Source organism: Phytobacter sp., from assembly GCF_059074235.1.
Genome location: NZ_JCACPZ010000006.1, coordinates 371111 through 397974, shown reverse-complemented (window position 1 = coordinate 397974; position 26864 = coordinate 371111). Strand labels below are relative to the sequence as shown.

At 54.8% G+C, this 26864-nt stretch carries 16 protein-coding genes and 1 pseudogene; all 17 read right to left on the bottom strand.

Annotated features, from left to right (window positions below):
- Nucleotides 1–15 precede the first annotated feature (15 nt).
- The 17 genes and pseudogenes from AC5JPW_RS16555 to tagH all read right to left on the bottom strand — a co-directional run bounded on the left by AC5JPW_RS16555 (nt 16) and on the right by tagH (nt 26705).
- The gene (locus AC5JPW_RS16555; protein WP_494242049.1) at nt 16–4443 is read right to left on the bottom strand and encodes an RHS repeat-associated core domain-containing protein; all 4428 of its coding nucleotides are present in this window, start codon (nt 4441–4443) and stop codon (nt 16–18) included.
- 356 nt (nt 4444–4799) lie between these two features.
- A complete protein-coding gene (locus tag AC5JPW_RS16550; protein WP_494242046.1) occupies nt 4800–5141 on the bottom strand; it encodes a hypothetical protein in 342 nt (113 codons plus the stop codon).
- A gap of 241 nt (nt 5142–5382) precedes the next feature.
- A complete protein-coding gene (locus AC5JPW_RS16545; protein ID WP_494242044.1) occupies nt 5383–5727 on the bottom strand; it encodes a hypothetical protein in 345 nt (114 codons plus the stop codon).
- Nucleotides 5727–10214, bottom strand: coding sequence for an RHS repeat-associated core domain-containing protein (locus AC5JPW_RS16540; RefSeq protein ID WP_494242042.1), 4488 nt, complete (start codon nt 10212–10214; stop codon nt 5727–5729). Before AC5JPW_RS16540 ends, AC5JPW_RS16545 begins: the two co-directional genes overlap by 1 nt.
- Nucleotides 10215–10217: 3 nt before the next feature.
- Entirely contained in the window at nt 10218–10658 is a 441-nt protein-coding gene (locus AC5JPW_RS16535) for a DcrB-related protein (RefSeq protein WP_494242041.1), read from the bottom strand.
- Nucleotides 10659–10806: 148 nt separating this feature from the next.
- On the bottom strand, nt 10807–11523 hold the full coding sequence (locus AC5JPW_RS16530; RefSeq protein ID WP_494242039.1) for a hypothetical protein: 717 nt from the start codon (nt 11521–11523) through the stop codon (nt 10807–10809).
- Nucleotides 11520–14068 (bottom strand): annotated as a pseudogene (tssI, locus tag AC5JPW_RS16525) (type VI secretion system tip protein TssI/VgrG). The gene AC5JPW_RS16530 and the pseudogene tssI overlap by 4 nt, the downstream one beginning before the upstream one ends.
- A 151-nt stretch (nt 14069–14219) precedes the next feature.
- On the bottom strand, nt 14220–14603 hold the full coding sequence (locus AC5JPW_RS16520) for a DcrB-related protein (RefSeq protein WP_494242037.1): 384 nt from the start codon (nt 14601–14603) through the stop codon (nt 14220–14222).
- 39 nt (nt 14604–14642) lie between these two features.
- Nucleotides 14643–16106, bottom strand: coding sequence for a serine/threonine protein kinase (locus AC5JPW_RS16515; RefSeq protein ID WP_494242036.1), 1464 nt, complete (start codon nt 16104–16106; stop codon nt 14643–14645).
- 25 nt (nt 16107–16131) lie between these two features.
- Nucleotides 16132–18744 (bottom strand): type VI secretion system ATPase TssH, encoded by a 2613-nt coding sequence (gene tssH / locus AC5JPW_RS16510; protein ID WP_494242034.1) that lies wholly within the window; start codon nt 18742–18744, stop codon nt 16132–16134.
- A gap of 40 nt (nt 18745–18784) precedes the next feature.
- The gene (gene tssG / locus AC5JPW_RS16505; protein ID WP_494242032.1) at nt 18785–19828 is read right to left on the bottom strand and encodes a type VI secretion system baseplate subunit TssG; all 1044 of its coding nucleotides are present in this window, start codon (nt 19826–19828) and stop codon (nt 18785–18787) included.
- Nucleotides 19825–21696 carry a type VI secretion system baseplate subunit TssF gene (gene tssF / locus AC5JPW_RS16500; protein WP_494242031.1) on the bottom strand — a complete coding sequence of 624 codons (1872 nt, stop codon included), beginning with the start codon at nt 21694–21696 and terminating at the stop codon, nt 19825–19827. The genes tssG and tssF overlap by 4 nt, the downstream gene beginning before the upstream one ends.
- Nucleotides 21697–21698: 2 nt before the next feature.
- Nucleotides 21699–22265, bottom strand: coding sequence for a type VI secretion system baseplate subunit TssE (tssE, locus tag AC5JPW_RS16495; RefSeq protein ID WP_494242029.1), 567 nt, complete (start codon nt 22263–22265; stop codon nt 21699–21701).
- Nucleotides 22258–23070, bottom strand: coding sequence for a type VI secretion system accessory protein TagJ (locus AC5JPW_RS16490; RefSeq protein WP_494242027.1), 813 nt, complete (start codon nt 23068–23070; stop codon nt 22258–22260). The genes tssE and AC5JPW_RS16490 overlap by 8 nt, the downstream gene beginning before the upstream one ends.
- 90 nt (nt 23071–23160) lie before the next feature.
- Nucleotides 23161–24168 carry a hypothetical protein gene (locus AC5JPW_RS16485; protein WP_494242025.1) on the bottom strand — a complete coding sequence of 336 codons (1008 nt, stop codon included), beginning with the start codon at nt 24166–24168 and terminating at the stop codon, nt 23161–23163.
- A 21-nt stretch (nt 24169–24189) separates the two neighbouring features.
- Nucleotides 24190–24984 carry a PP2C family protein-serine/threonine phosphatase gene (locus AC5JPW_RS16480; protein ID WP_494242023.1) on the bottom strand — a complete coding sequence of 265 codons (795 nt, stop codon included), beginning with the start codon at nt 24982–24984 and terminating at the stop codon, nt 24190–24192.
- Nucleotides 24984–26705 carry a type VI secretion system-associated FHA domain protein TagH gene (gene tagH / locus AC5JPW_RS16475; RefSeq protein WP_494242022.1) on the bottom strand — a complete coding sequence of 574 codons (1722 nt, stop codon included), beginning with the start codon at nt 26703–26705 and terminating at the stop codon, nt 24984–24986. The genes AC5JPW_RS16480 and tagH overlap by 1 nt, the downstream gene beginning before the upstream one ends.
- Nucleotides 26706–26864 lie beyond the last annotated feature (159 nt).

Genomic DNA, 26864 nt, shown 5'->3' with positions numbered 1-26864 from the left:
CTATAAATGAATAAGTTAGATATCAAAGTGAACATTATTATCATTAGACTCTCTCAATTGGTCAAAATATTTATAAGAATCACTAATCGCTTTCCTTGCCTGCTGCTTTGGAACACCTGCATCAATCATTTCTTTGTAACTGATATGAAACTCTTGTTTCAATGTCGTATCCCAACCGCCAGGCAAAGCTCTACGACTTCGTTGAGCAGAACTTATATTAGCATGTGGACTGCCTGATGCAGATTTAAGTAACGTAGCAGGTGCAGTATTTCTCTGGTAATCGTTTATTCTTTTCTTAGCCCAAGCGTCTTGTATTGGATGGTGACTTTGCACAAATCCATCATTTTTACTATTTGTATGGCCCAACGCTCTGTTTGCACCTGGAGAAAGTTTACCATGTGGATCAACATCACCAGCTCTATATCCATTCGGTGCTTTACATCTCGATAATCCCCACGGATCCACCCAACCCAACGCATTTGGCGCGTACTGGTAGAGGTTTATCCCCCCCGCCAACCCTATCGGGTCCTCCTGGGTGAAGCGTCCGCTGTCCGGGTCGTAGTAGCGGAAAAGATTGTAGTGCAGCCCGGTTTCCCGATCCAGGTATTGCCCCTGCATTCGCAGGTTTTGCGGATAATCCGTAGCCTTGTGCGGAATCTCACGCAGCAACTTGCCCCAGGCACTGTTCTGCCCTTCCCAGCGCAATTCACCTTCGTTATCCGTCATCCGCTCGGGCGTGCCATTGGGCTGGCAGTGGAACCAGAAAATTTCCGGCGAGTCGGTGCCATCAATACGCGCCAGTGGCTCGTAGCTCTCCTGGTCGCTGTAGACATAGGTCAATGGAACGTCAGCGTGGATCTCCTGGAGCAGGCGGAAGCCTTCCCACAGGAACAGCGTTGTAACGCGCTTACCCATCGGCTGACCACCGAGCAGTTGCTGACGAGTTTTGCTGATGCGCCTGCCCAGCGGATCGTAACGGAAACTGACCTGCGTCTGCGGTTTATTGCGATCGCGCGGTTGGCTTATCACATCCGTCAGGCGATGCTCACCATCATAACGGTATGTCCAGCGAGTCTGACCATTGTCTTTTTCGGTGGTGCGTCCGTGGATGTCGTACTGCCACTGGATGCCATTTAACCGGGTTACGCGGTTGTGACGCACGCTCTGCTGCAAACTGTCATCCAGCGGATTACTTGCGGCATCCCAGCGCCACTGCTCCTGGCCGGGGAGCGTGCCATCCTGCTCCAGTAACCTCCCAGCGCTGTCATACTGCCAGTTCGACCAGCTAAAAGGATTGTCATCACGCTCTTCGCGTACCAGATTATTGCGATAGTCGTAGTCCCAACGGCGCGACCAGCGCCTCGGTGCCGGGCGTTGTGCGTTGCCCGCAAACACGTCACGACGCTGCACACGGCCCAGGCGGTCGTACTCATTTCGGCTGGTCAACAACCCCTGGCTGCGGCTCACTTCCCGGTGAAGTTCATCACGGGTGAAATCACTGATGGGAAGGTTATCCAGCGCCAGGCTCAACAGGTGCCCGCTGCCGTAATAGAAGTACTTGAGGTTGCGCCCGTCAGGAAGTTGCACCGACGTCCGGTTGTTCAGGGCATCATAGGTCCAGCCCAGTGTGCCATTTTCACCCTCTTCGCCGATGACCCGCCCTAATGCGTCGTAGCGGAAGCAAATTTCCTGCTCAGCGGCCTGACTCCAGACGCCCTCACCCAGCGGTGGATGCTGGGCTACCCGTTCAATCTGTCCGGCATCAGAGTAGTGATACCGTGTTAGCCCCTCAGGGGAGGTGCGCGCAATAAGTTGCCCGGTTGCATTCCAGCGAAAGCCATGCGCAATGGCCTCCGGGTGCCCGGCGGCGAAGGTGCGCTCGATCGTGCGTCCGCAGGCGTCATACGCATAGCGCGTTGCCACACCATCCAGCCCGGTTTCCGCTAACAGGAGTGAATCCGCACCCCACTCGAACCGGTACGCTTCACCGTTCTCGTTATGTAGCGCAGTCAGGCGATTACGGCTGTCCCACTGCCGACGGATAGCCTCACCGAGCGCATTACGACTGGCAACGAGTCGACCCGTCGCATCGTATTCAAACTCCTGGCGCTTACCGTCCGGGGTGATATGGAATTCAGGCAGGCCACGCGTGTTCCAGCCAATCGACTCCTGCCAGCCTTCCGCGCGTTCAAGTTGCAGCGGGCGACCTGCGGCGTCGTACTGATACCGCGTCTCTTCACCATCTGCGGTCTCAACGGCTTTCAGCCAGCCACGCGGGTGATAGCGATAACGCGTGGTACGGCCGGAACAATCGGTTTCAGTTATGATCTGGCCCGCATCATTAAAGGCCTGGCGACGGGTATTCCCTCCCGCATCCACCTCTTCAATGACCTGCCCAAACGCATCACGGCGCAGCAGCGTGGTCTGCCCCATGGGGTCAACAATGCGTCCAAGTCCAAAGTGTTCGTCATAGTAAAAACGCGTCGCTGCCCCGTTGGGTTCAGTGATAACCGTCGGCAGCGCACGCTGCACCAGCCACTGCGTGGCGCGGATATTCCCCAGCGGGTCGATCTCCTGGATACGGTTGCCCGTCTCGTCGTACACAAAGGTCGTGGTGTTGCCCAGCGGATCGATACGTTTTGTCAGCAGTTCGTTATCGTTCCATTCGTACTGCCAGCGTTCGCCGCGTTCGTCCACAAAGCAGGTGATCAGCCCCTGCGTATTCCAGAAATGCTGGCGGATGTGACCGTCATACTGCTGGACGGTGGTCAGCCCGGTGTCCAGGTCGTAGGTAAAGCGGCAGCCATCGCCGCTGCTGGTGCGGTTTTCCACCACCCGCCAGTGGTCAAACTCCTGCCAGCGGTATTCACTCTCCAGCCCACCCGGCAGGCGGTGCCAGGTCATCAAATGATCGTCGTTATAACGAAACTCGCGAGTCACCACGCCAGCCGCATCCTGCACTGCGGCCAGTTGACCGCGCGCGTCGTAGCGCCAGGTCATCAGCGGCCAGCGCTGCTCGCCATCAAAGTGGCTGGCGGAGGTGACGCGTGACGGGAAACGTTCATCTTCGTAGCGCAGCGCCACGTCGATGGCGAGCGGTTCGTCATGGATGCGCACCAGCCGTCCGTGCTCGTCCCAGCCCATCTCCAGCGCGTTGCCGTACTCGTCACTGAGTGAGGCCAGACGAAGAAGGGCCGGGTTTTTCCGTGTCGGTTTAAACAGCCGCCAGAGCGCACCGTCATCGTCGGCAATCGCCACATCGCCCTGCTCGTTACGACGAATAATCAGCCCTTCGCTGATGCTGTAAAAGGCGCTGTTGCTGGCGGGCAAGGTGAAAGTCAGCTCGCGCCCGGTGTCGTCAAACCAGGTAGCGGTCTCACCATCAAGCTGAAGATAGCTGTCAAACACGGTCGCCCAGCCCGTGCCGAACAAACCGGTTCGCGTGGTAAGACTGTTGTAACTACGTTGCCAGACCAGCGGGAAACGTCCCGGTAGTGCGAAGTCCTGTTCATTCTCATCGTTAAGGACTTTCACCCCGGTCGACGCGTGTACCGGGTTTGAGGAACCAAACACGGCACTGATGGCCATGTCAGTGAGCATACCAGCACCCGCTGAGGCAATGGCACAGGGCATGTTTTTGAGGATCGTACCGGGACGCCCGCGAATCAGCGACATGGCGATCATTGCCAGTGCCAGACCTGGCGTCTTACCGCTTTTGATGTCGCGCACGGTCAGCGTTTCACCGCCGATAATCACATCCGGGGAAACTTTCTCTGAAACGGTGGCTTCGCAGGTGGTGCGATCTTTGGCGCGGGCGGCGGGCTGGTTGTTGATGAAAACGCTCTTCGACCCTTCCGCCAGGTACTGTTGCGGCGAGTGTTTCTCGCAGTCCACAGTGTCCTGTTCTTCCGTGGACGTGCCTTCTGCCGCCGATGCGACCTGTGGCTGCCACATGTTGCTGCCAAACTGCGCCGCCATCGACAGCAGCATGCCGCCGTAGTCAGCAAAACTGGTGGGTAACTGAGGCTCCGCTGGTGGCGTGTCTCCAGGTACTTGCGTTCCGGCAGCACGGGCTGCAGGCGTCTTGTTGGTCAGCACATTATCGGAGCCGCTGGCAATTTTTCCGGCGGGCGATGGTGGGAAAATGGCGTCGCCGATGCTATTGGCGGCGTTACTGATATCGTCAGTGATGCCTGCCACGTTGGCGATGATAGAGCCGACTATTCCGCTCAGTACACAACTTGAACCCACCGCTGCGACACTTGCCGCGGCAGCCCCTGCTCCTGCCGCAGCAAGCGCCGGTGCCGCTGCCGTCGCAGCAAAAGCGACTGCGGCGCCAATCGCCGCATAGGCTACCCCTTCAGCCACAATGCTGGTGATGTCTGCAAAGATGCTGGAGTGAATAATATCGTCACCCTTACGGGCCGCGTGCTTATCGCTCATGCCTTATACATTCCGGTTGTTATTCTGACTTTTGAAATAATATTGTTGATTTTCAAATTGGGTCGAAAAGAAAATTTAAAAACAACATTACCGAAGGAGCTATGAAGGTTTTAATCTGAAAAATTTCAGATAGCAGTATTTTACTATTCTTATTTTTGGCTCGATTTTTATCTTACCGCTTCATATGCCTGTTATTTTCAAAGAATGAGTGTTTAGCAATGTGCTTATAAGTGGTACTGAGATAGAAGCTTTGTGCTTTTTTACAAGCAGAAAAAGCAAACGAACTTAAAAAATTCATGACTCTCTTGAGCAATAGAGCACACCTGCACAAAAAAAACCTATCAACTCAACAAACATTAAGATTTAAAAATATTGATAGGACTAAAGCATTTCTCACAAACACCAATAACCAACTTTCTTATTTTTAGACATAAAATCCGATCATTCATAGATTTCAATTCTTTATCTCTATCCCAAAGTTCAATCGGTGACTCTAACGGTAATCCAATATTTTGCATATCCTCCCCCTCAAGATAATAATGACACACCCCCGTTTGCTTGCCACCATCAACGGTATGCACAATGATGTGGAAAAAGCTATAATCAGATAAATATTGGTTATCATTAAGAATGTTCTTTATCTTTCGAGAAACATAAATGCCTTCTGGTTCATTATGAATCTTGCATAAACCCAACATGATTACATTCCTTTCTTATATTTTTTATCGACAAAACTCCCATTGCCTGAAATGACATATCTTCATTGCTCCTTTCGGTATACCAGTCTCACCCTACCCCAATGCTTTCATTACGCGGACAAGGCGGTTTTTGGTCCTTACATCGTAGATAATTAAATAAACCACCAAAAAAAATAGCAACCCTCACGTCCTGGGAATTAAAAAACCAGCCAGCCAACACTACAAAGTTTTGGGATTCATTTCACCATAACTTTAATTCACCCAAAGGGGCAAAACAGTCGTCACATACAGTTTTTAAAAGAGGTCGCATCTCAAATATCTTTTTTCGATCATTCCACTCTCTCAGAACATAGTCTCTGTCAACAAGATGAACCTCTGATTTAAGAGGGAGGTTTAAAAATAACACATCTTCTTTTTCAAGATATGAATATCCGCTTTGGACTTCCTGACCATTTTCTTGTGTATGAACAACGACACGAACAAATGTATAGTCTGAAAGCGGAAGATGGTTTACTAAAATATCTCTAACTTTTCTGGAGACTGAAATTGTTTGTGCTTTCTGATGGATTGGGCAAAGTAATCGCATTATGAGCCTCGTTGTTTACATTTTATGACACCCAGTTTCTTCTGAATGTAATGATACTGCCGCATCGCACCTTGGGGAACATCAACGCCTCCAGCAGAGAGGACCTCCATAACATGTGTAAGGCAACTCCTGGTCCTAACATCGTACGGACCTAAGCTTTTACCCAGTTGTGATCTTTGAAATTCCAGAGCCTTTTCTGCTCCAGCATCCGTCATATCAAACGTCGCTTTATGAATAGGTTCTCCCTTCATTTTTGCGCTGTTAAGTTGTGATTGGCCATCGCTTGCTATCTGGGTATCCGTAGGGTTGATCCCTACCATACGTCCACCTTCATTCACCATGTCATCGTAACCACCATACTGATGAGTATGCAAAATTTTATCACCCATTACTTTTACGGTGTAATGCCCTGTTGCGCCTTCAGAGCCCGGATTGGATGGAGCAAGCCAATACACAATAGCTGATGCCAGGCCAAGCGGGTCAATCCAAACAAGGGCATTCGGTGCGAATCGGTAAAGGTTTATCCCCCCCGCAAGACCAATTGGATCATGCTGAGTAAAACGACCACTATCCGGATCATAGTAACGAAAGAGGTTATAGTGCAGCCCAGTTTCCCGATCCAGGTATTGCCCCTGCATTCGCAGGTTTTGCGGATAATCCGTAGCCTTGTGCGGAATCTCACGCAGCAACTTGCCCCAGGCACTGTTCTGCCCTTCCCAGCGCAATTCACCTTCGTTATCCGTCATCCGCTCAGGCGTGCCGTTGGGTTGGCAGTGGAACCAGAAAATCTCCGGCGAGTCGGTGCCATCAATACGCGCCAGCGGCTCGTAGCTCTCCTGGTCGCTGTAGACATAGGTCAATGGAACGTCGTCGTGGATCTCCTGGAGCAGGCGGAAACCTTCCCACAGAAAACGGGTCGTCATTCGCTTACCAATGAGGTGGCCGCCGAGCATTTGCTGGCGGGTTTTGCTGATGCGTCTGCCCAGCGGATCGTAGCGGAAACTAACCTGCGTCTGCGGTTTATTGCGATCGCGCGGTTGGCTTATTACATCCGTCAGGCGATGCTCGCCATCATAACGGTATGTCCAGCGCGTCTGACCATTGTCTTTATCGGTGGTGCGTCCGTGGATGTCATACTGCCAGCGGATGCCATTCAGCCGGGTGATACGGTTAAAAGCGACGTTTTCAGACAGGCCGGTGTCCAAAGGATTTCCAGCCGCATCCCAGCGACACTGCTCATTGCCTCCTAACGTGCCATCCTGAGTCAGCAATCTTCCTAAACTGTCATACTGCCAATTTGACCACTTAAAGGGGTTATCCTCACGCTCTTCACGCACAAGCTGACTGTGATAGTCATAGTCCCAACGACGAGACCAGCGTCTGGGGGCCGGACGCTGAGAATGTCCGACAAAAACATCCCGACGCTGAATGCGTCCGAGGCGATCATACTCATTGCGGCAGGTTAGCCCACCAAGTGTTCGACTCGTCTCCCGATGCATTTCATCGCGTGTGAAATCGCTGATCGTTACCCCATTAAACGCGATACTCAGGAGATGACCGTTACCGTAGTGCAAATACTTGAGAGTATTGCTATGTGGCAACTCAATAGCCGTGCAATTACCTGAATTATCGTATTGCCATGACAACGCGCCGTTTTCACCTTCCTCATGTGTCATGCGCCCCAGTAAATCGTATGTGAAGGTAAGTTCCTGTTCAGCAACCGGACTCCAGATATTTTCACCAAGTGGCGGATAAACGGCGACTCGCTGAATCTGACCAGTGGAAGAGTATGTGTATCTCGTTGACGCTTCAGGCGTTATACGATCACGCAGTTGGCCCGCAGCATTCCAGTTAAATACGTGCGTGATTGATTCCTGATGCCCCGAAGCGAACTCACGGCTGGTCACTCGTCCGCAAGCATCATAGGTATAGCGCGTAATTACACCGTCAAGGCCCACTTCCTCCAGAAGCTTCGAACCGGAACCCCACTCGAAACGATACTTCTCACCATTAGGATTGGTCAGTTCGGTCAAGCGGTTGCGATTATCCCAGTGGCGATGATGTTCCAGGCCAAGAGGATCTCTGGTGGTGATAAGCCGTCCAATAGCATCATATTCAAATTCGCTACGCGTACCGTCCGCCGCTATTTGGCCCACTACCTGCCCAAGCAGATTCCATTCCAGTGTCTGCTGCCAACCTTCTGCACGTTCAATTCGCAATGTGCGCCCTGCGGCATCGTGAAAAATGGTGGTCACTTCCCCCGAAGCGGTACGGATGAAATTCAGCCAACCAAGCGGGTGATATCGGTAATGAGTTGTGTAACCTGAACAATCCGTCCGGCTCTGTACTAATCCTGAATCACCAAACTTTGTACGATACGTATTCCCTCCCGCATCCACCTCTTCAATGACCTGCCCAAACGCATCGCGGCGCAGCAGCGTGGTCTGCCCCATGGGGTCAACAATGCGTCCAAGTCCAAAGTGTTCGTCATAGTAAAAACGCGTCGCTGCCCCGTTGGGTTCAGTGATCACCGTCGGCAGCGCGCGCTGCACCAGCCACTGCGTGGCGCGAACATTCCCCAGCGGGTCGATCTCCTGGATACGGTTGCCCGTATCGTCGTACACAAAGGTCGTGGTGTTGCCCAGTGGATCGATACGTTTTGTCAGCAGTTCGTTATCGTTCCATTCGTACTGCCAGCGTTCGCCGCGTTCGTCCACAAAGGAGGTGATCAGCCCCTGCGTGTTCCAGTAATGCTGGCGGATGTGACCGTCATACTGCTGGACGGTGGTCAGCCCGGTGTCCAGGTCGTAGGTAAAGCGGCAACCATCGCCGCTGCTGGTACGGTTTTCCACTACCCGCCAGTGGTCAAACTCCTGCCAGCGGTATTCACTTTCCAGCCCACCCGGCAGGCGGTGCCAGGTCATCAAATGATCGTCGTTATAACGAAACTCGCGAGTCACCACGCCAGCCGCATCCTGCACTGCGGCCAGTTGACCGCGCGCGTCGTAGCGCCAGGTCATCAGCGGCCAGCGCTGCTCGCCATCAAAGTGGCTGGCGGAGGTGACGCGTGACGGGAAACGTTCATCTTCGTAGCGCAGCGCCACGTCGATGGCGAGGGGTTCGTCATGGATGCGCACCAGCCGTCCATGCTCGTCCCAGCCCATCTCCAGCGCGTTGCCGTACTCGTCACTGAGTGAGGCCAGACGAAGAAGGGCCGGGTTTTTCCGTGTCGGTTTAAACAGCCGCCAGAGCGCACCGTCATCGTCGGCAATCACCACATCGCCCTGCTCGTTGCGGCGAATAATCAAGCCTTCGCTGATGCTGTAAAAGGCGCTGTTGCTGGCAGGCAAGGTGAAGGTCAGCTCACGCCCGGTGTCGTCAAACCAGGTGGCGGTTTCGCCATCGAGCTGAAGATAGCTGTCAAACACGGTCGCCCAGCCGGTGCCGAACAAACCGGTTCGCGTGGTAAGACTGTTGTAACTACGTTGCCAGACCAGTGGGAAACGTCCCGGTAGCGCGAAGTCCTGTTCATTCTCATCGTTAAGGACTTTCACCCCGGTCGACGCGTGTACCGGGTTTGAGGAACCAAACACGGCACTAATGGCCATGTCAGTGAGCATACCTGCACCCGCTGAGGCAATTGCACAGGGCATACTTGTGCGTATTGAGCCAAAGCGGCCTCGAATCAGTGACATGGCAATCATTCCCAGCGCCAGTCCAGCTTTCTTGCCACTTTTGATATCGCGTACAGTCAGCGTTTCACCACCAATAATGACATCTGGCGACACCTTTTCCGAGATGGTGGCTTCGCAGGTGGTACGATCTTTGGCACGGGCGGCGGGCTGGTTGTTGATGAAAACGCTCTTTGACCCTTCCGCCAGGTACTGCTGCGGCGAGTGTTTTTCGCAATCAACTTTGTCCTCTTCGAGCGGCGAGGTTCCTTCCGCCGCCGATGCGACCTGTGGCTGCCACATGTTGCTGCCAAACTGCGCCGCCATCGACAGCAACATGCCGCCGTAGTCAGCAAAACTGGTAGGCGATTGGGGTTCCGGTGGTGGTGTGTCTCCTGGCGTCTGCGTCCCGGCGGCACGGGCGGCAGGCGTCTTATTGGTCAGCACATTATCGGAGCCGCTGGCAATTTTTCCGGCGGGTGATGGCGGGAAAATGGCGTCGCCCAGAGCTGCTGCGGCATTGCTGATATCGTCCGTCACACCGGCAACATTAGCCAGAATGGAGCCTATTATTCCGCTGAGAACACAGCTTGAACTTATGGCGGCAAGTCCGGTTGCTGTTGCCGTTGCCGCAGCGCCTGCACCCGCCGCAGCAAGTGTGGGGACCAAAATTGGTCCAGCCAGCATGGCAACACCGGCCACGGCTGAACCAATCACCGTATAGGCAACCCCTTCAGCCACAATGCTGGTGATGTCCGCAAAGATGCTGGAGTGAATAATATCGTCACCCTTACGGGCCGCGTGCTTGTCGCTCATGCCTTATACATTCCGATTGTCGTTGAGGGCGAGCGTCGCTTTAATCCCGCTCCAGCGCTCGGCATCCTGCTCAGTAAACGCACGCAGTGCGGAGAAGGTGAAGACCAGCAGCACCGGTTTATCGGGTACCTGCACCGCCAGTTGTTTTTGCCAGATGTGGTGCTCAGCGCGCAGAAAGGTAGTTTCGACTTCGATCGCGCGAATATTTCGTTGCGGACCCACCAGCACACGTGCAAATTCGCTTTGCTGAACATCACCCATTTGCGTACGCAGAGTATCCCATTGGCGATGAAATTCTTTTTCCGCATCACTGCCTTCCGGGATCTGCCCCCGACTGACCACAACGGATAAGCCGCTGTCGTCATCGCGCAAAATCGTCATGCTGGTGTCCTGCCACTGCGCAGGAAATAACTGGAAGGAACCTTCCTGGAGGTGATATTTCATCATTAGCCCTTTGAAGAAAATAAATAACCGAATAGGTGAAGGAGTGTTAATTATTCGCGAATGCACAAAGATAAACTTACCCCCCCGACCTGCAGAAAATATAAAAACTGAGTTAAATTATTTTCAGTGATTGGGTGGGGGTAAAATATTAATTAATCCAACGACCAGATTGCTCAGTAAGCACCTTATCATTTTGTTTTACTTCTAACCGAGGACCTGCATAATCCACTGAATATACCACATCGCCATTTTTAAATACGGCACCGATGACGGAACCCGTTTTCACATCCTGAACTGTTTTACCTTTAAGGGTTATGACTTCATTATCTTTATTTCTTACTCCGAGATAGAACATATCATCACACTGAGTATTAAAATCACCGCAACGATTTGTCACTGAAACAGAGAATTTATCTGTAGAAAATTTTCTGGTAGTTCCGGCGCGCAGTTTTTTTTCATCAATTTTGTTCAATGTAAAAGCGTGTGGCGCATAATATTCACCATTGGTAGGTGGTTGAGTGAGCGACCATTTGATTTTATTTTCGACAAGTTGCAATGTTGCATGACCATTTTTTCCACCGAATTCTGAATCAAACGTAATGGTGGCCAGATTCCCTTTGACGTTTCCATGCAGGTTTTTAATATTCTCATCAGGGCAATCTATACGGGCTCCGTCGCGCGTGATGAAACAATAACTTCCCGTCAGTTTTTCATTATTCTGATCAATGACTAACGTTAATTGAGAAAGTCCATCCTCGTTCTTTTCTTCGCCGCTCCATTTTCCATCGAACAGACTTCCGGCAAGCGCTGCATGGCTTATAGCCAAAGCAGTCAAGGTTAAAAGAGCCCTTTTTTTCATCGTCACAACTCCACTCCTGAACAATAATCGACCCTATTGAGCCATCCTTTGAGGAATACGCCCTTTTCCGGTGCTGCCGTCACCAAATCACGATAATAATCTTTACGTATATCAGCAATGCGCGAAGTCAGTGTAGCAGAGTCAGGCACGCTATTCATTGCTGCTATTGTTTTTGGCCCAATAATGCCATCTGTCGAGACTGATTGACCAAATTCATTATTTAACAATTTTTGAATTTGTTTTCCTGCACCACCGGATGTAAGCGTCCAGTCATATGACATAAGAGCAAGGTTCTGATCTTTTAATTGATCAAACCCCGAGGGTTGCCAGTAGCGGTTAAAATAAATGGTCTTAGCTTGTTCATCTGTTATGTTTTTTAAATTATCCAATGTAGGCTCTACCCCAAGATCCTGCTGCGCATAAGCTTTCCAGGTACCGAATGTGATCCCTTTATTCGTAGCACCGCCGGGATCGGCGGGGTGATTAACAAAGCCACCTTCATTCTTAAAGATGACGGGGGATATCTTGTCAAATTTTTCACGACTCGATGCATTTTCATTCGTCACTGCCGCGGCTGTCGGCTTAGACGCGGTCTGACTTTGTGGAGCAGCACCCGCCGATTGTCCTTTTTGCTCCGGCGTAAAATGCGACTGCACCGCTGCATCAATATCACTTTTATGATCGGCACCCGGTGCAACTGTGCCGGGCTGGGTGTCATCGGCATTAAGATGCAATTTGCCACCGGTTTTAATATGTCCGTCTTCCTCAACGAAGAAGTTAAAGGACTTGCCGATAAGATTGATTTTGCCGTTGGCATTCAACTCGAACGCGCTCTCACCGCAGACCAGTCGCAGTTTGGTACCTGATGCCAGGACGTACTGCTCCACCACGGCATCGAGCTTACCTTTGCCGGTTAATATCTCGGTTCCGCCTTTGATTGCCTGAGTCTGGTTGATCTCCACTCGATGCAGTTCATTCTTCTTCACATAATGACTGCGTTCACCGCCCACCTTATGTGACTCGTCGTTTTTAACGTGCGTGTCCATGTTGCGCTCTGCCTGGATCCACACCTGCTCTTCACCCGCTTTGTCTTCAAAACGCAGGGCGTTGGCAGTGTCGGCGGAGCCGTCTTTGGAGCGGCTTAAGAAGCCCATCTGGGTGGCACCTGCCGGTAATGTCCACGGCGGCATGCTGGCTTCGTTATACACGCGCCCGGTCACAATCGGTCTGTCCGGGTCGCCGTTGATAAAGTCCACCACCACTTCGTCGCCCACACGCGGGATTTGCACCCCACCAAAGCCCTGGCCTGCCCAGGCGCTTGACACGCGCACCCAGCAGGAGCTGGTGTCGTCGCCTTTTGCCAGACGGTCCCAGTGGAATTTCACCTTGATGCGTCCGTATTTATCGGTCCAGATACTTTCACCTTTTGGACCTACGACCTTCGCCGTCTGTGGCCCGTAGGTGCGCGGCCAGGGTGCGGTCTGCGCCGGGCGGTACGTTACTGATGACGGGATGACCGTGAAGTCGACACGATGAATGGTCTGCGAGTCACCACCGCTGGCGTAGCGGTTTTCTTCCAGCCAGTAATTAGCGACCGTGGTGAGGTATTCACCGTTATCACTGAACGACGGCGCATTGTGCAGGGTGAAGGTGGTGCCTGGGGCAATGCCCAGCGCAGTGCCGCTACCCTGTACCTGCTGGTGTTCCACCTGCCAGCGCTCCTGACGCACTTTGGGCATAGAACTCGGCGTGGCCATTTTCGACAAAACGTCCCGGCCAGTCGTACACGTCGATACTGCCCGGCTGCGGTGAAGACGGATTCTGGCGCGCCTGGAACAGCCATGCGTTGGGTTTGCGGAAATCGTAATCGTCGAGACTGTAAATCCCCGGCGTGACGCTGTCGGTCAGCGCCCACTGGCTGACCCCCTCTTCATCGGTGCTACCGCCGGATGCGGTCACATGGTAGGGAATAGTTTCATAGCCGGGGAACGGCTGGTGCTGGGTAGCGGCATCAGTCAGCACCAGCACATGGCGCTCGGCTTCATGGCGGAAGGAGTAAGTGATGCCCTCCAGCTCCATCAGACGGCTGATGAAATCGAAGCTGCTCTCCTGGTACTGCACGCAGTAATCCCAGACGCGATAGCTGCCAGTGAGTTTATCCTCAACATTAACCTTGTATTCACTGAGCAGCAGTTTTGACTATCTGAGGTACGGTTTGTCCCTGGAAAATACGCAGGTTACGATCACGCTTCATCGGCCACAGGTCCGGCTCTACGGTGAGTTGGTATACCGCATAGCGGGTACCAGAAAGCTCGACGGCACTCACCGCCACGCGGGTGATTTTGCCGTTCAGATAGCGTGGCGACAGCATATTTTGCGTCGGGATGGTGACGGTCACCGGCTTGCCCAGCAGCTGACTGCGATCCATTCGGGCATCGGTGCCGAGCAGAGTCAGGCCGAGTGAGAATGGCTCGGAGAGCGCTTCGCGACCAGAGAGTTTCCAGAAGAGTAGCCCCTCGACCGGAAGCTGTACGGTAATACGATTAAGCATATCAATACATCCGAAAGGTTAAGTCGTTCAAATGACCAGAGGAAATCGTGCGGGCATAGGCCCCTCACCCTGGCCCTCTCCCTCAGAGAAGGGGACCGTTGAGTGCGGTTTTCTAAAGCGGAGGTCTTTCCTTCATCAGAGAGGGGAACGGCTACTTGCCGCGATGAAATTTAATCCCCTGAATAATGTCCTGATACTGCTGCTGATGGTGACGAGTAAACTCGTCCGGACAGGTTGCCACATAGGCCACCAGTTTTTTCCCGGCCTCGACCGTGTCGATCAGAATCAGCGTCTGGCGCTGATAAATCACATGGTTGTCATTCTTAAACTGATAGAAAAGTTCGATAGCCGGATAGCTATCCACAGTGAGCATTTGCGTTGACTCAAGATAAAAATCCGTCAGCGTCTCATTTAATTCTCGTAGGGTACGGGCAGCAACGTCATGCACTTTATCGCCGGGCTCCGCACGTGTGCGTGACACGACAAAAGTGGATTCACCACTGCCATCAAGGCTCTGTCTGAGTACATTCATCATTCATTCTTAGCATCATTGCACAATGCCGTTGGGGGTGAGTCATCGTTGCGGATTCACAAGCCAGGTCCCGGCGTTGGCGATAGTCAGCGTCTGGCTGCGTGACTGTCCGTTGCCCTGAAGCACAAGCTCATAGCGTCCCGGCTGAAGCTTGATGGTCGCAAAACCGCTGGTTGCCGCACTGACCGATTGCGCCTCGCCGTTCAGCGAGAGTTTTTCGCCTTCATTCATGCGAATGTAGACCTGTGCAACGGGAGCGGCGGTATTCGTTGTCGATGGCGTCGCTACAGGTATTTGTGGTGCCGTCGCTGCGGGCGTCATCGTTTGTGCCGTCGTGCTGACAGGTGACGTAGGCTCTGACGGCGTCGTCGCGGTAACCGGAGCTTCAGTTGGCGTATTGCTCGCCGTTTGCGAAGCGACCGCTTCCGGTGCCGCATCCTGACGGAAGAGTTGGCTTCCGGCGATGAGACCCACCAGCACACCTGCCGCTACCAGCCCCGGCACCTTGTAGCGCCGCCAGTCCAGCACGTTTGGTTTCTCTTCAATCTCTTCAATGGGCACCAGCATCGTGCCGGGCTTTTTGACGCTGACCACATCGTTCATGCCAGCTACCGGCATCTCAATCAGCGCGGCAAACTCGTCGATGGTCTGCGGGCGATCTTCCATTTTAAGCGACAGTGCCTTGTCCACAGCAATCAACAACGGTGCGGAATACCCCGGCAAATGGCGGCTGATCAATGGCTGATAACCATCCTGAATACTGCGCACCACGCTGACCGGCGGCGGCGAGCCCACAATCAGGGTATGCAGTACCGCGCCCAATGCATAAATGTCGGTCCACGGCCCCTGCTCACTTTCATTGTCGTCAGTGTACTGCTCGATAGGAGCAAACCCCGGACGGAGCATAGTTTCCGTCTCATCCGAAACAGAACCAATGCTGCGGCGTGCAGATCCGAAATCGAGCAGCACCGGCAGGCCGTTGTCCTGAATCTGGATGTTATCCAGCGAAATATCCCGGTGCAGATAGCCTTCATCATGAATGGTTTTGATGGCACCCAGTAACATCGGCAGCATGCGGCGGATCCAGACTTCATCCACCAGGCGCGGATTTTGATCCCGCAGGCGAGACAATGTGGTGCCGCTGTAGAACACGGTACCCATATAGGCCGTGTCGTTTTGCACCCAGAAGCGCAGGACATGCAGCAGGTTCGGGTGGTTAAACCGCGCCAGCAGACGCGCTTCCTGAATAAAACTGTTTAATCCGGCAGAGAAGGCCTTGCTGAAACGATCGCTTCGCAGCACCAGCGTCATGTCATCATTGCGCACGGCAAGCGACGACGGCATAAACTCTTTAATCGCAATAGTACGTTCAAGCTGGTGATCCCAGGCACGATAGACAATGCCGAATCCACCCCCGCCAATCACCTCTTTGATTTCAAATTCGTTGAAGCGATAGCCGGGTGGCAGCGCGTTTGGTACAGCCCGGTTGTTATCATTTTCCGTCATTGTTGCAACTCTCCTGGTCATAGCTTCAGGCTGCAAATTCACACTGGAATTCGCCCTGCTCAAAGGTGATACGTAGCTGCCGGTAGCGCTCATCACGCGCACTGGCACCCAGTAAAATCTGGCTCATTTGTGGCAAGAGCGTATTGGTCAGAATGGCATCCACCATACGGCCCCCGGATTCGACGTCGGTACAGCGCTGGACAATCTGCGTCACCACACTGTCGTCCACCTCGCAGGTAATCCCGTGATTATCGGCAAGGCGGTGTTGGATGCGTTTCAGTTGCAGGCGCACAATTTGCGCAAGCTGCGCGTCGCTTAGCGGGTAGTAAGGCACCACCAGCAGGCGGCCCAGCAGTGCAGGCGGGAAGACCTGCAACAGCGGCTGACGCAGCCCGTCACGCAGGGTCTCAGGCTCCGGCAGCAGTTCCGGGTCGGCGCACAGGCTGGCGATGTAATCGGTCCCCACGTTGGAGGTCAGGATGATAATGGTATTGCGAAAATCAATGTGCCGCCCTTCGCCATCCTCCATCCAGCCTTTATCAAAGACCTGGAAGAAGATCTCGTGCACATCCGGATGTGCTTTCTCAATCTCATCCAGCAGCACCACGCTGTATGGGCGACGGCGCACGGCTTCGGTTAACACACCGCCTTCGCCATAGCCGACGTAGCCCGGAGGCGCGCCTTTTAAGGTCGAAACGGTATGGGCTTCCTGGAACTCACTCATATTGATGGTGATAATGTTTTGCTCCCCACCGTAGAGCGACTCCGCCAGCGCCAGGGCGGTTTCGGTTTTCCCTACCCCGGACGGGCCGCAGAGCATAAACACGCCTACCGGTTTGTTCGGATCGTCCAGACGGGCGCGGGAGGTGCGCACGCGGCGGGCAATCAGCTCCAGCCCGTGCTGCTGCCCGATGACGCGTTCCCCCAGGGTCTCCGCCAGCTTGAGCACCGCATCAATTTCGTTTTTCACCATCCTCCCTAACGGAATGCCCGTCCAGTCGGCCACCACGGCAGCAACAATGTTGGCGTCAACGGAGGCAAACAACAGCGGCGTGTCGCCCTGCATCTCGTGCAGCGCCTGAAGTTTCAGCGCCAGGTTTTCACGTAACGAATCCGGGTTCTCACAGGCTTCATCACGGAGCTGCGCGCGCAGGCGGATAATCTCATCCACCAGCGTCTGCTCCTGCTCCCAATTTTGCGTCAGGCTGTCGCGTTCCATTTCCAGTAATTCGCGTGCAACTTGCAGTTGTGCCACGCGTCCGGCGTCGCCGGTGGCCATGCGGACTTCACGGCTGGCAATGTCGATTTCCACATCCAGCCCGGCAATACGGTGCAGGCAATCTTCCAGCATCGGCGGCGGCGCACTCTGGCTGACTGCCACGCGGGCGCAGGCGGTGTCAAGCAGCGCCACGGCTTTGTCCGGTAGCTGGCGCGCAGGAATGTAGCGATGTGACAGTTTCACCGCAGCAACCACGGCCTCATCCAGCAGCAGCACACGATGGTGAGTTTCCAGAGCAGACACGGTGCTGCGCAGCATCAGTACCGCTTTTTCTTCATCCGGTTCGGCAACCTGTACCGTCTGGAAACGACGGGTCAGCGCCGGATCTTTCTCAATGTATTTTTTGTATTCAGCCCACGTGGTTGCACCGATGGTACGCAACTGACCGCGTGCTAAAGCGGGTTTCAGCAGGTTTGCCGCATCCCCCGTGCCCTGTTGCCCACCGGCACCAATCAGGGTGTGGATCTCGTCGATAAACAGCATGATCGGCGTCGGGCTGGACTGGACTTCATTGATGAGTCCCTGAAGACGAGCTTCGAACTCACCCTTCATGCTCGCGCCAGCCTGTAGCATGCCGATATCCAGTAGCCAGAGCTGGACATCGCGCAGTGGCTCCGGCACGTCACCGGCAGCAATGCGTAGCGCCAGCCCTTCGACCACTGCCGTCTTGCCGACACCCGCTTCGCCCGTCAGCAGCGGGTTGTTCTGCCGACGACGCATCAGGATGTCGACCATCTGGCGGATCTCTTCGTCACGCCCAACCACCGGATCAATTTTGCCGTCACGGGCGCGGGCAGTCAGATCCTGACCGTATTGCGCGAGGCTGCCCTGACGAGCAGGTACCGCAGCCGTGCTTTCCGGCGCGGTGAAGGTCTGTGCCGCTTCTTTGCTGTCGGCAAAAATCTGTTCGAAGTCGTCCAGCAACGTATCCACGCGGATGCGCTCGAACTGGGAAGAAATTCCTTTGAGTACCGAAGCCAGGCTCCAGGTTTTCAGCAGGCCAATCAGCAGGTGTCCGCCGCGAATACGGGTCACGCCATATTTCAGCGAACCGTAAACCCAGGCTCGCTCCACGGCGGTATCAATATGTTCCGACAGATCGGACACCGACGTCGCCCCACGCGGCAGGGCATCCAGCGCACTGACAATATCGCGGCTGAGCGCCTCTTCACTGAGGTTAAAATAGCGAATGACCTGCTGGAGATCGCCCTGATCCTGCTGCATTAAGGCATGGAGCCAGTGCACCAGTTCCACGTAAGGGTTGCCGCGTAATTTGCAAAACGACGTGGCACTTTCCAGCGAGGTAAATAACAGCGTATCCAGTTTGCCGAACAGCACGGCACGGCTAATTTCTGACATGATCGATTCCGTGAATGAATGAAATTGCGTTGGACGGAGCTTACTGCTCCGGGCTGAAAACCAGGTCGCCGCGAGGGACGGGCTGTGGTTGTTTCCCCAACCACGCGCTGTAGCCCAGGCGCTCACTGCCACCCAGCGCCGTACCCAAAACATCTTCGCGCTTTAAAAATAGGCGCAGCGACCACTTGTACTCGATGCCCAGATACTGGCGCACCCAATCGCGAACACGTGTTGCAACTGAGTCACCGGGTAGAAACTGGCGGTAGGTGGTCAAATCTAAAGGGCCAATGTCGATACGAAAACAGTGTGTGACGTCACGTACGGCTGCGCCTAAAAAAGCCGATTTGCCCAGTCGCGGCGCATGACGACCGGCCTGTAATCGCGCTTGCTCACGAGGACTCAGCGGCATCCACTGCGGCACGTTTTCCACCACCTGAACCGGCACGCCAAAGTAGTGGCGCAAAATTTTCTCCAGCCCCTCTGGGTCGCGCCCGTTGCGGGTCAAGTGCCCTGCCAGCGCGAATCGTGCGTGAGGACTGAGACTGCCTTTATCCAATTGTCCTTTCTGCCCCATACCGATCAATGACGCTACGTACTGCTCGAAGCGGCGATTATCAGCACGGTCCAGCGACACGGTGGGCTGCGCATCGGCCCAGGCCCGGTAAAAAAGCAGCGCCAGGCGGTGATGAAACAGATCGGTGAAGGCGTTGAAGGTATCATCCTGATGGTGGTCGATACGCTCGCGGGCATATTCGGTTAAATGCACCGGTAGTGGGCCGTTGGGGCCAAACAGACCAAAACTCAGGATCGAGACGTCGTACAGTGGCGACGACTCCCGTTTGCTCACCCCGGCAAGGGTGGCAGGTGCGAAACCAAGCGACGGTTTTTGCCCGATGCGCAGCGGCTCGAAACGCGGCAGAGGTGCGCGTCCAAGCGGATAACGCTCACCCGCCTGCGCGTCAATGCGTCGCAGCAGGCTAAACAGATCGTAGCGCCACGGCGCCACCATCAGGTTTTGCCAGAAACTCGCGGGTAATGCCGTTGCCCGGCGGATGGTGGCTTTTGGTACGAGGGTCTTTGTCATATCAGCGCCCTCTTGCCCATTCGGGGCGGCCAGTAACCTATCTCACCGCGTTGCAGGCTGTTGAGGGTAAATTCGGTGAAGCTGTTCATCGCCACCAGACGGGCGAATACTCGCTCCAGCACACTACCAAACAGCCACGGGCTAAACCCGGAAAAGGCCTGCTCGTCGACAGTGAGGCTAATGCCAACGCCACGGGCAAAGACAATCGGGCCGGGTTCTGGTACCCGCCGATGTACCGGTTGCAGAACGCATTCGCGCACGCCGTCAATCTGGCGCGCCACTGAGGCTTCCGCCAGTCGCGTATAGAGACCGAGTAACTGGCGCAGCGCCGCTGCCCCCTGCCCCTCTTCGCCGTCCATCAGGCTTAAGTAGTTCATCTGCAACTGACTGACCAGTTGCCAGGTACTGAGCCCTTCAGCGAGCGCCGGGCGCGGTGGCGTCGGCCCTTTACGCAGTCGCGGATGCTTCACCGGCAACGAATCCGGCACCACAAACTGCCCGAGTTCCTGTTGCAGTAGCAGCGGCAGATCACGGCTGGTACACAACACCTCTGCGGTGATGTAACGCAGTTCTTCCTGCCACGGCGCATGCTGCTCATCCACCAGCGAGGCGAAAACTTCTGACCCGGTGTAGCCGGTACGCGTGCCATAGCGTTGTGCATGTTCAGAGAGTGCCCGCTGCTCGCGGCGCAGTGAAAAGTAAGCGCCGTAGTTGCCGTTATCCTGATTCACGCTTCGCCAGAACGGGCGAAATTCCTGGTCATCACGCTGCCCGTCGCGGCTGGCGTAGATTTTATTGACCGCGTAGATTTCGTAATCCAGCGGGCGGATGTTATCCACCACCAGATGATATTCATGCAGGTTGTCACGCAGTTTCTGCCGTTCAGCGACCTTGCTGAAGAGGTTAATGACTGGCGTACAGTGCAGCGCCAGATGGCTTTTATCCACCACGCGCTCCAGCGGTGCATCGGCTTTATCCAGCAACACAATAATGTCGAATGACTTCGCTTCACCGCAGTTCGCCAGCAGCGGGCGCAAACCCTGAATGCTGAAAAACAGAAACCGTGACGGAAACGCAAAGTACTCCTGCAACAGACGGTAACCGTCGAAATTACGTAGGTCCCCAGGCAGTAGAGCCTGATCGGACTCAAAACCTTCATGGCGAAGGGCATCCGAACCGAGGATAAGCGCCGAGTTTCCGCTGCCGGGGATCAGCGCCAGCGTATCCACTTGATGCGCCATCAGCAGTTCGAGCAGTTGCAGGGCCTGCATATCCGGGCCGCTCAGGAAAAACGCCAGGCGGTCGAAATCCAGATGCGCCAGTTTCGTAGGCCCCTCGCAGGTCAACCGAATGCGCAGCGCGCTGGCCGCGCCGCTTTGCCCCAGACCACTGCGCGCCAGCGGCAGGTCGGCGGGGACACCGCCCAGTTCCGTCAGCGTTATAGAGAGTGGCAGCAACGTGACGTCATGCGCGGTGGTGTAGCTACAAGTGACACCGTTTTTCTTCAGTACCTGGCTGTCCATCATGGTGCCACGTGGCACCACGAAACCTTTGCTCAGATCCCCTTTCATGGCATCGGGTTGAAGTTCAGCAATCGCCATAGACGGCGTGGGGGCCAGGTAGTTGGGTGCGATCATCTCCATCAGTCGTTCAGAGAAGCGGGGAAATTCAGCATCCATTTTGAGCTGCACACGGGAGGTCAAAAAGGCAAAACCTTCCATCAGTCGTTCTACATAAGGATCGGCAACATCCATGCCGTTCATCCCCAGACGCCCCGCGACTTTCGGGTAACGCCCGGCGAACTCCTGGCCCATCTCCCTCAGCCAGGCCAGTTCACGGTTGTAATAGTCGAGCAGTTTGCTTTCCATGCTTACTCCACATCCTTCAGCTCAAAATGGCCGTTTTCAAGATCGACATCGCTACGAAACAGAAAAGTCAGCGGATACGGCACACACCATAAGCGGCCTTTGATTTCAATCGACAGGACGTTGTGAAGATCCAGTGACTGCGTGTCCGAGATACAGCGCACTGACAGTCCCTGCGGCAGGATTCGCGGCTCAAAATGGAGGATCGCCTGCGTGAGTTTGTGCTGAATGTCCTGCCATTCGATGTCGGACATGCGCTTACCCGCCAGCGGGGCCACACCATAATTCACCACCGAGCGACGGACGTGATTGAGCCCAGAGAGATCGTTTTGCGCTTCGTTGTTGATGGTATTGAACAACCATTGCAGGTCGCGCAGGACGTGTCTGCGCAGTGCGGCATGGGCAATCATCGTGCTGTTGCGCGGTTCCTGCGGCTTGTCGCGGGCATCATCGGTCAGCCTGTCGAGAAGCGATGGCTGCATTTTGTCGCGACTGCTGACGGTCTCTTTATATCGACGCGCCCGCCAGCCGCTATGCAGCAGGTCACTCTCGTCCTGCGTCTGGTTACTCATGCGTTTTTACCTCAGCAAAACGCAAAGTCGCGAGATCAAGCAGCGGATACTCCGCCGTATCATTGAGCCAGACCTTTTGCCCCAGCCCCATGTAGTGCGGATCTTCACCGGGCAGCGGCTGCCATTCGGTGGTGCGCGAGAGACGGAAACGGTCGTCGGTCTGGGCGTCAAACGGGTAACGTACCGGGATCTGGCAAACCTGCTCACTGCCGTCACGCAGACGAATCAGCGTGTGCCGCCAGACCAGGTCGGTAACGCTGGCTGGTGCCTGAAAGGTCATCTCTTCGATCGCGCTAAACGGAAGCCAACAGTAGCTGCCATTGACGATGGTTTCGCATACCGGGCCAAAACGGCAGTCGCCGTCCATCAGCCAATCAAAGCTGTGTGTTGTGCCATCCTGCAGCGTCAGTTCGCCGGGAATGGCGTCGGCCTGTTCGAGCGCCACAATCCGGTGCGTGCAGGCTTCCGGACCGAAGAGATCCAGCGCATTGACCATTGCCGCCAGCCACGGCCACTGGCGGGAAGGCATCATCGGACGAGCACGCCCGGCCATCACTTCGGCGCGCTGCTTTTCGCCGTTGATGGCCTGTTCGAGCAGGTTAATGGTCGGCTGCGCCTGGGGGGTAAGGGCCAGCCAGCCTTTCAGTTGCGCCAGGGCGCGTGACCAGTTTCCGTCCAGACAGAGCAGTTGTGTGAAGGCCGCGCGCAGATCAGCATCAGTGGGCTGCGTGCGAATTTGGTTTTCCAGATTCCCCAGGCTTGCCTTGAGGGATCCCCCTGCGAGTTGTTCTTCAAGCGTGTTCATAACCGCTCCTGTGAATTGGACTGTGGTGATGTGTTTTACCCTCACCCCGCCCCTCTCCCTCAGGGAGAGGGAGAAATACGAGGGAAAAAATTAATTCACTGACGTGTACTTGCCCACCGCCGGGTCGCGCAATTGCGGGCGCAGCGCATCAATCAAAACAATGTTGAGACGGGTGCCGGGTTCAAACCACGGTGTCCAGACTTTGCGGACTTCCTCCAGCCTGGCGCGAAGACGGTTTTCATCGCTGGCCATATCCCGTGACACTTCCACGGCAATGGTGCCATTCGCCTGCCAGGCATTGAGGCTGGCGTCATAAGGCAGCAGCATCCAGCTCTGACCGGAGCTGCCTTCGCTGGCTACCATGCGCTCGTTGTTGACGGTAGTGATCAACAGATGGTCGGCGTCCACACTGCTGCTTAACCCATTTACCGGGAAACCATGCACGAAGGTCATGGTCACTTTCTTTTCACTGCCGTTGCTGAGCTGGGTCACCTCACTGCGCCCATTCAACCAGCCACCTTTCTCACACTTGCCGTCTTCTTTTGCCGGAATAAACAGTGAGGAAGCACTGCTGTCGCCCTGCCAGAAGGTGCGCAAATGGCAACCATCCTGCATAGTGAACTCTTGCCACGGCGTACGGTTTGCCGGGGGGGACAGCGTCTCTGGTCTGCTCTCTGACAACGTGAGCGATGAGGTCGCCGTAGCCGCCGTTGTCGATGCCGTGGTTGGGGTTGCAGTGGCTGCTGATGGCGTCACTTCGGGTGCCCACTCTTTGGCTTTTCTTGCCGTGCCTTGTGCCAGCGTGACGTTTTGCGCGTCGGTCAGTTTCCAGTTCACCTGTACCAGTGTGCCGCACTGATTTTCCAGCAACGCACCAAGACGTGGCATAAAGTTATCTAGCACGCTGACCTTCTTATCCCCATTGGCAACGATGCGCAGCGGTAACTCTTTCGCACACCAACTTTTTGGTGAGTTATCAGCGATATTATCGATCCAGATATCCAGTTTTTGAGAGGGCGATTGCACAATGCGGTAATTCTCAGCCTGGGCGCAGAAACCCACGGCAAGCAGTGTCAAACCCGGAAGCCAACGTTTCATAAAAGTCCTTGTCAGTCTGTATCAATCACGAAGAGGGAGAAAAAGCGCTGCTTGTGCCAGCGAATGCAGCAGCGTCGTATCCTGAGGCGCGCCAACCCAAACCGCGACAGCGCTGTAGTTATCCTGCTGATCATCGCTCTCAGCGGTGTGGCGCAGCAGGATTTGATTCATAAGAGTCAACCACTCATTGGGGGTATTCACCATGTGCAGCGACTGTTTCATTAACTCTTCACTGACGCCATGCCAGAAGCCATCGGTACAGAGCAGAAAGACATCGCCGTCCTCAATGGGCACCACGTCGCTGTAGCTCGCTTCACGCTGGTCGTCGCCAAGCCCTAATGCAAAATAGAGCAAGTTGCTGTTGATACCATCGGTCTGGTGTCCGGCATCTTTCATCTGCTGGACCAGGCTGTGATCGGTAGTCACGTGGTAAAGCCAGCCGCGGCGAAACAGGTATAAACGGCTGTCCCCCGCGTGCGCCCAGTAGGCCAGATGGAAATCCCTGTCGATAAACAGGCTGACCAGCGTGGTGCCCATGCGCGCATTCTCCTGCCCCACTTTTTGTTCGCAGCGGATGGCATGGTTAGCGCCGTTCACGTACTGGCGGATAGATTGCGCATTCAGATGTTGATCACCGTCGAAGCCGCTGATGATAGCGTTGCGGGCCAGTTCGGCAGCCACGTCGCCACCAGGCAGACCAGCGATGCCGTCACAGACCACAAAACAGGCCGCGCGATCGCCAATGGTCTCGCCCGTCTGATCCTGGTTGCTGGCTCGCCCACCCTGTCGGGATATGGAGGCAGTGCTGATATTCATTATTCTTCCGATCCGCTTTGTGAGTCTTTGTACTGGTTGACCTCCATGTCGTAGGCATGCAGGAAGGCCTCGCCAAACAACGTGTGGAAGTCATCATCAATTTCGCCAGCCGTTTCACCGTAGCTGCGAACAAAGTAGTCCCACAAGGCGGCCTTGCGGTTGGAGAGCATGCCCACTCGCCCCATTGCCCCATCGCGTTTCGCCTCTTCTTCCAGTAGTTCAGGATTAAACGACTGCAGCATGGCGGCGATTATTGCGCGGATACCGGAAATCATCCCTAACTGGTGCGCCTGCAAATCAATCAATGCATCGCGAACCGATTTTTTCGGTGGCATAAAGCCGGGCATACGGTTGCCGTACATCTGCATCAGCACCGTTTTGCCGGAAGGGAGCAATTTGAAAGGGTTATTGGCGTCATCAAGCACCATGGTCATGTCGGCTTTCACACCGCGTTTCAGAATGGAGCGTGATGAGAGCAACGCCACGGTCCCCTGAGAAAACATGCTGATCATCTGCCCAAGCTGGCGCATATTTTCCCGGTCAAACTGCGGCGTGGGTTGCATGTCGCTAAGTCCCATCCCTTCAAGCAATGCATCCAGCAGTTCACCTTTGAGTACGTCCCCGCTGTCACCACCAGAGGTTGGTGCCGCTTCGCTCTGTACCGGATCGATGCGCAGACGGCCTTTCGGTGTTTGCGCTGCGGCACGCTGCACCGTTTGCGGCGTCGGCAAGGTGATAGGTACGTAGTCAGGGATGTCGTCGCTGGCAGCAGGTTCGTCCACCACTTGCAGAATTTCCGGCACCATCGGCACGTCTTCAGGTGCGGCGGAAACAACAGAGGCGGGTTCTGCCGTGGGCGCAGGAATAATGTCATCCGCGTGCGTCAGGGGAACCGCGCCACTGAGCAGACCAAGGGGATCGTCATCACGCGCAGGGGAAGTTCCAGCTCCTGCGCCACCAAACAGTGCCAACGGATCGAGCTCATCGGCTGCCGCGCGCGTGTCACGCACCGGTTGCCCCACGGGTGGCACTAACGTAGACGGTGTGGCATCGGCAAAGATGCTGTCGCTTTTGAACAGCGCGTCGTCGTTAAACAGGTTATCGGTGTTCACTGAACGTGGAGCAATAACCGGGTCATTCTGGCTCAGTAGCGATAGCGGATCTTCAGGGTTGCGCTCAGGTGCTTCAGGGGCAGCAAAGGGATTTGCTGCCGGTATCTCCTGCGGTTTTGCCCGGCTCTTAGAGATGCTGTCTGAGATAGAGAACTCCTGCATCAGGCTATCCCAAATCTCGGTCGGGACCGCTGCAGGCGCGTTGTCATTTTTCTCGGTTGGGGTCGGCGCTGGTTCCGGGGTCAGTCCTGCCTGAACGTTGGCGGCCATGCGGCTCACCGGCTGCGTATCGAGGATAAGATCGCTGACTTCAATGCGGTATTCGTCGATACCGAGAACATCGCCATCCTGTAATTCCACCTGGCGCCCACGTTCCAGCGGAATATCATTCAGCACCACCCGCGTGACGTTGCCACGGTTGGTAATACGGCATTCGCCATTTCCGGCAATGTGAACAATGGCCTGCAATCGGGAAATTGCACGGTCGTTATCTGGCAACACCAGATTATTATCGGTGCCGCGACCAATGGTGCCACCCGGTGGATAAAAATCGCAGCGGCTCTGCACAGGTTGGTGACCGGGTTTATTGGTGACTATTGTGAATCGCATAGCGTGTTCCTGCTGGAGTTATTCGCATTCAAATGGCGAAGTGTGCTTTATACGGTTGCGTTTACAGGTCGTGATTATTGAGTCTGGTCGCTTCTATGTGATACCCGCAATATGATCGTGATACGCTGGCGTCCAGTGATGTGGCCACTTAAAACACAG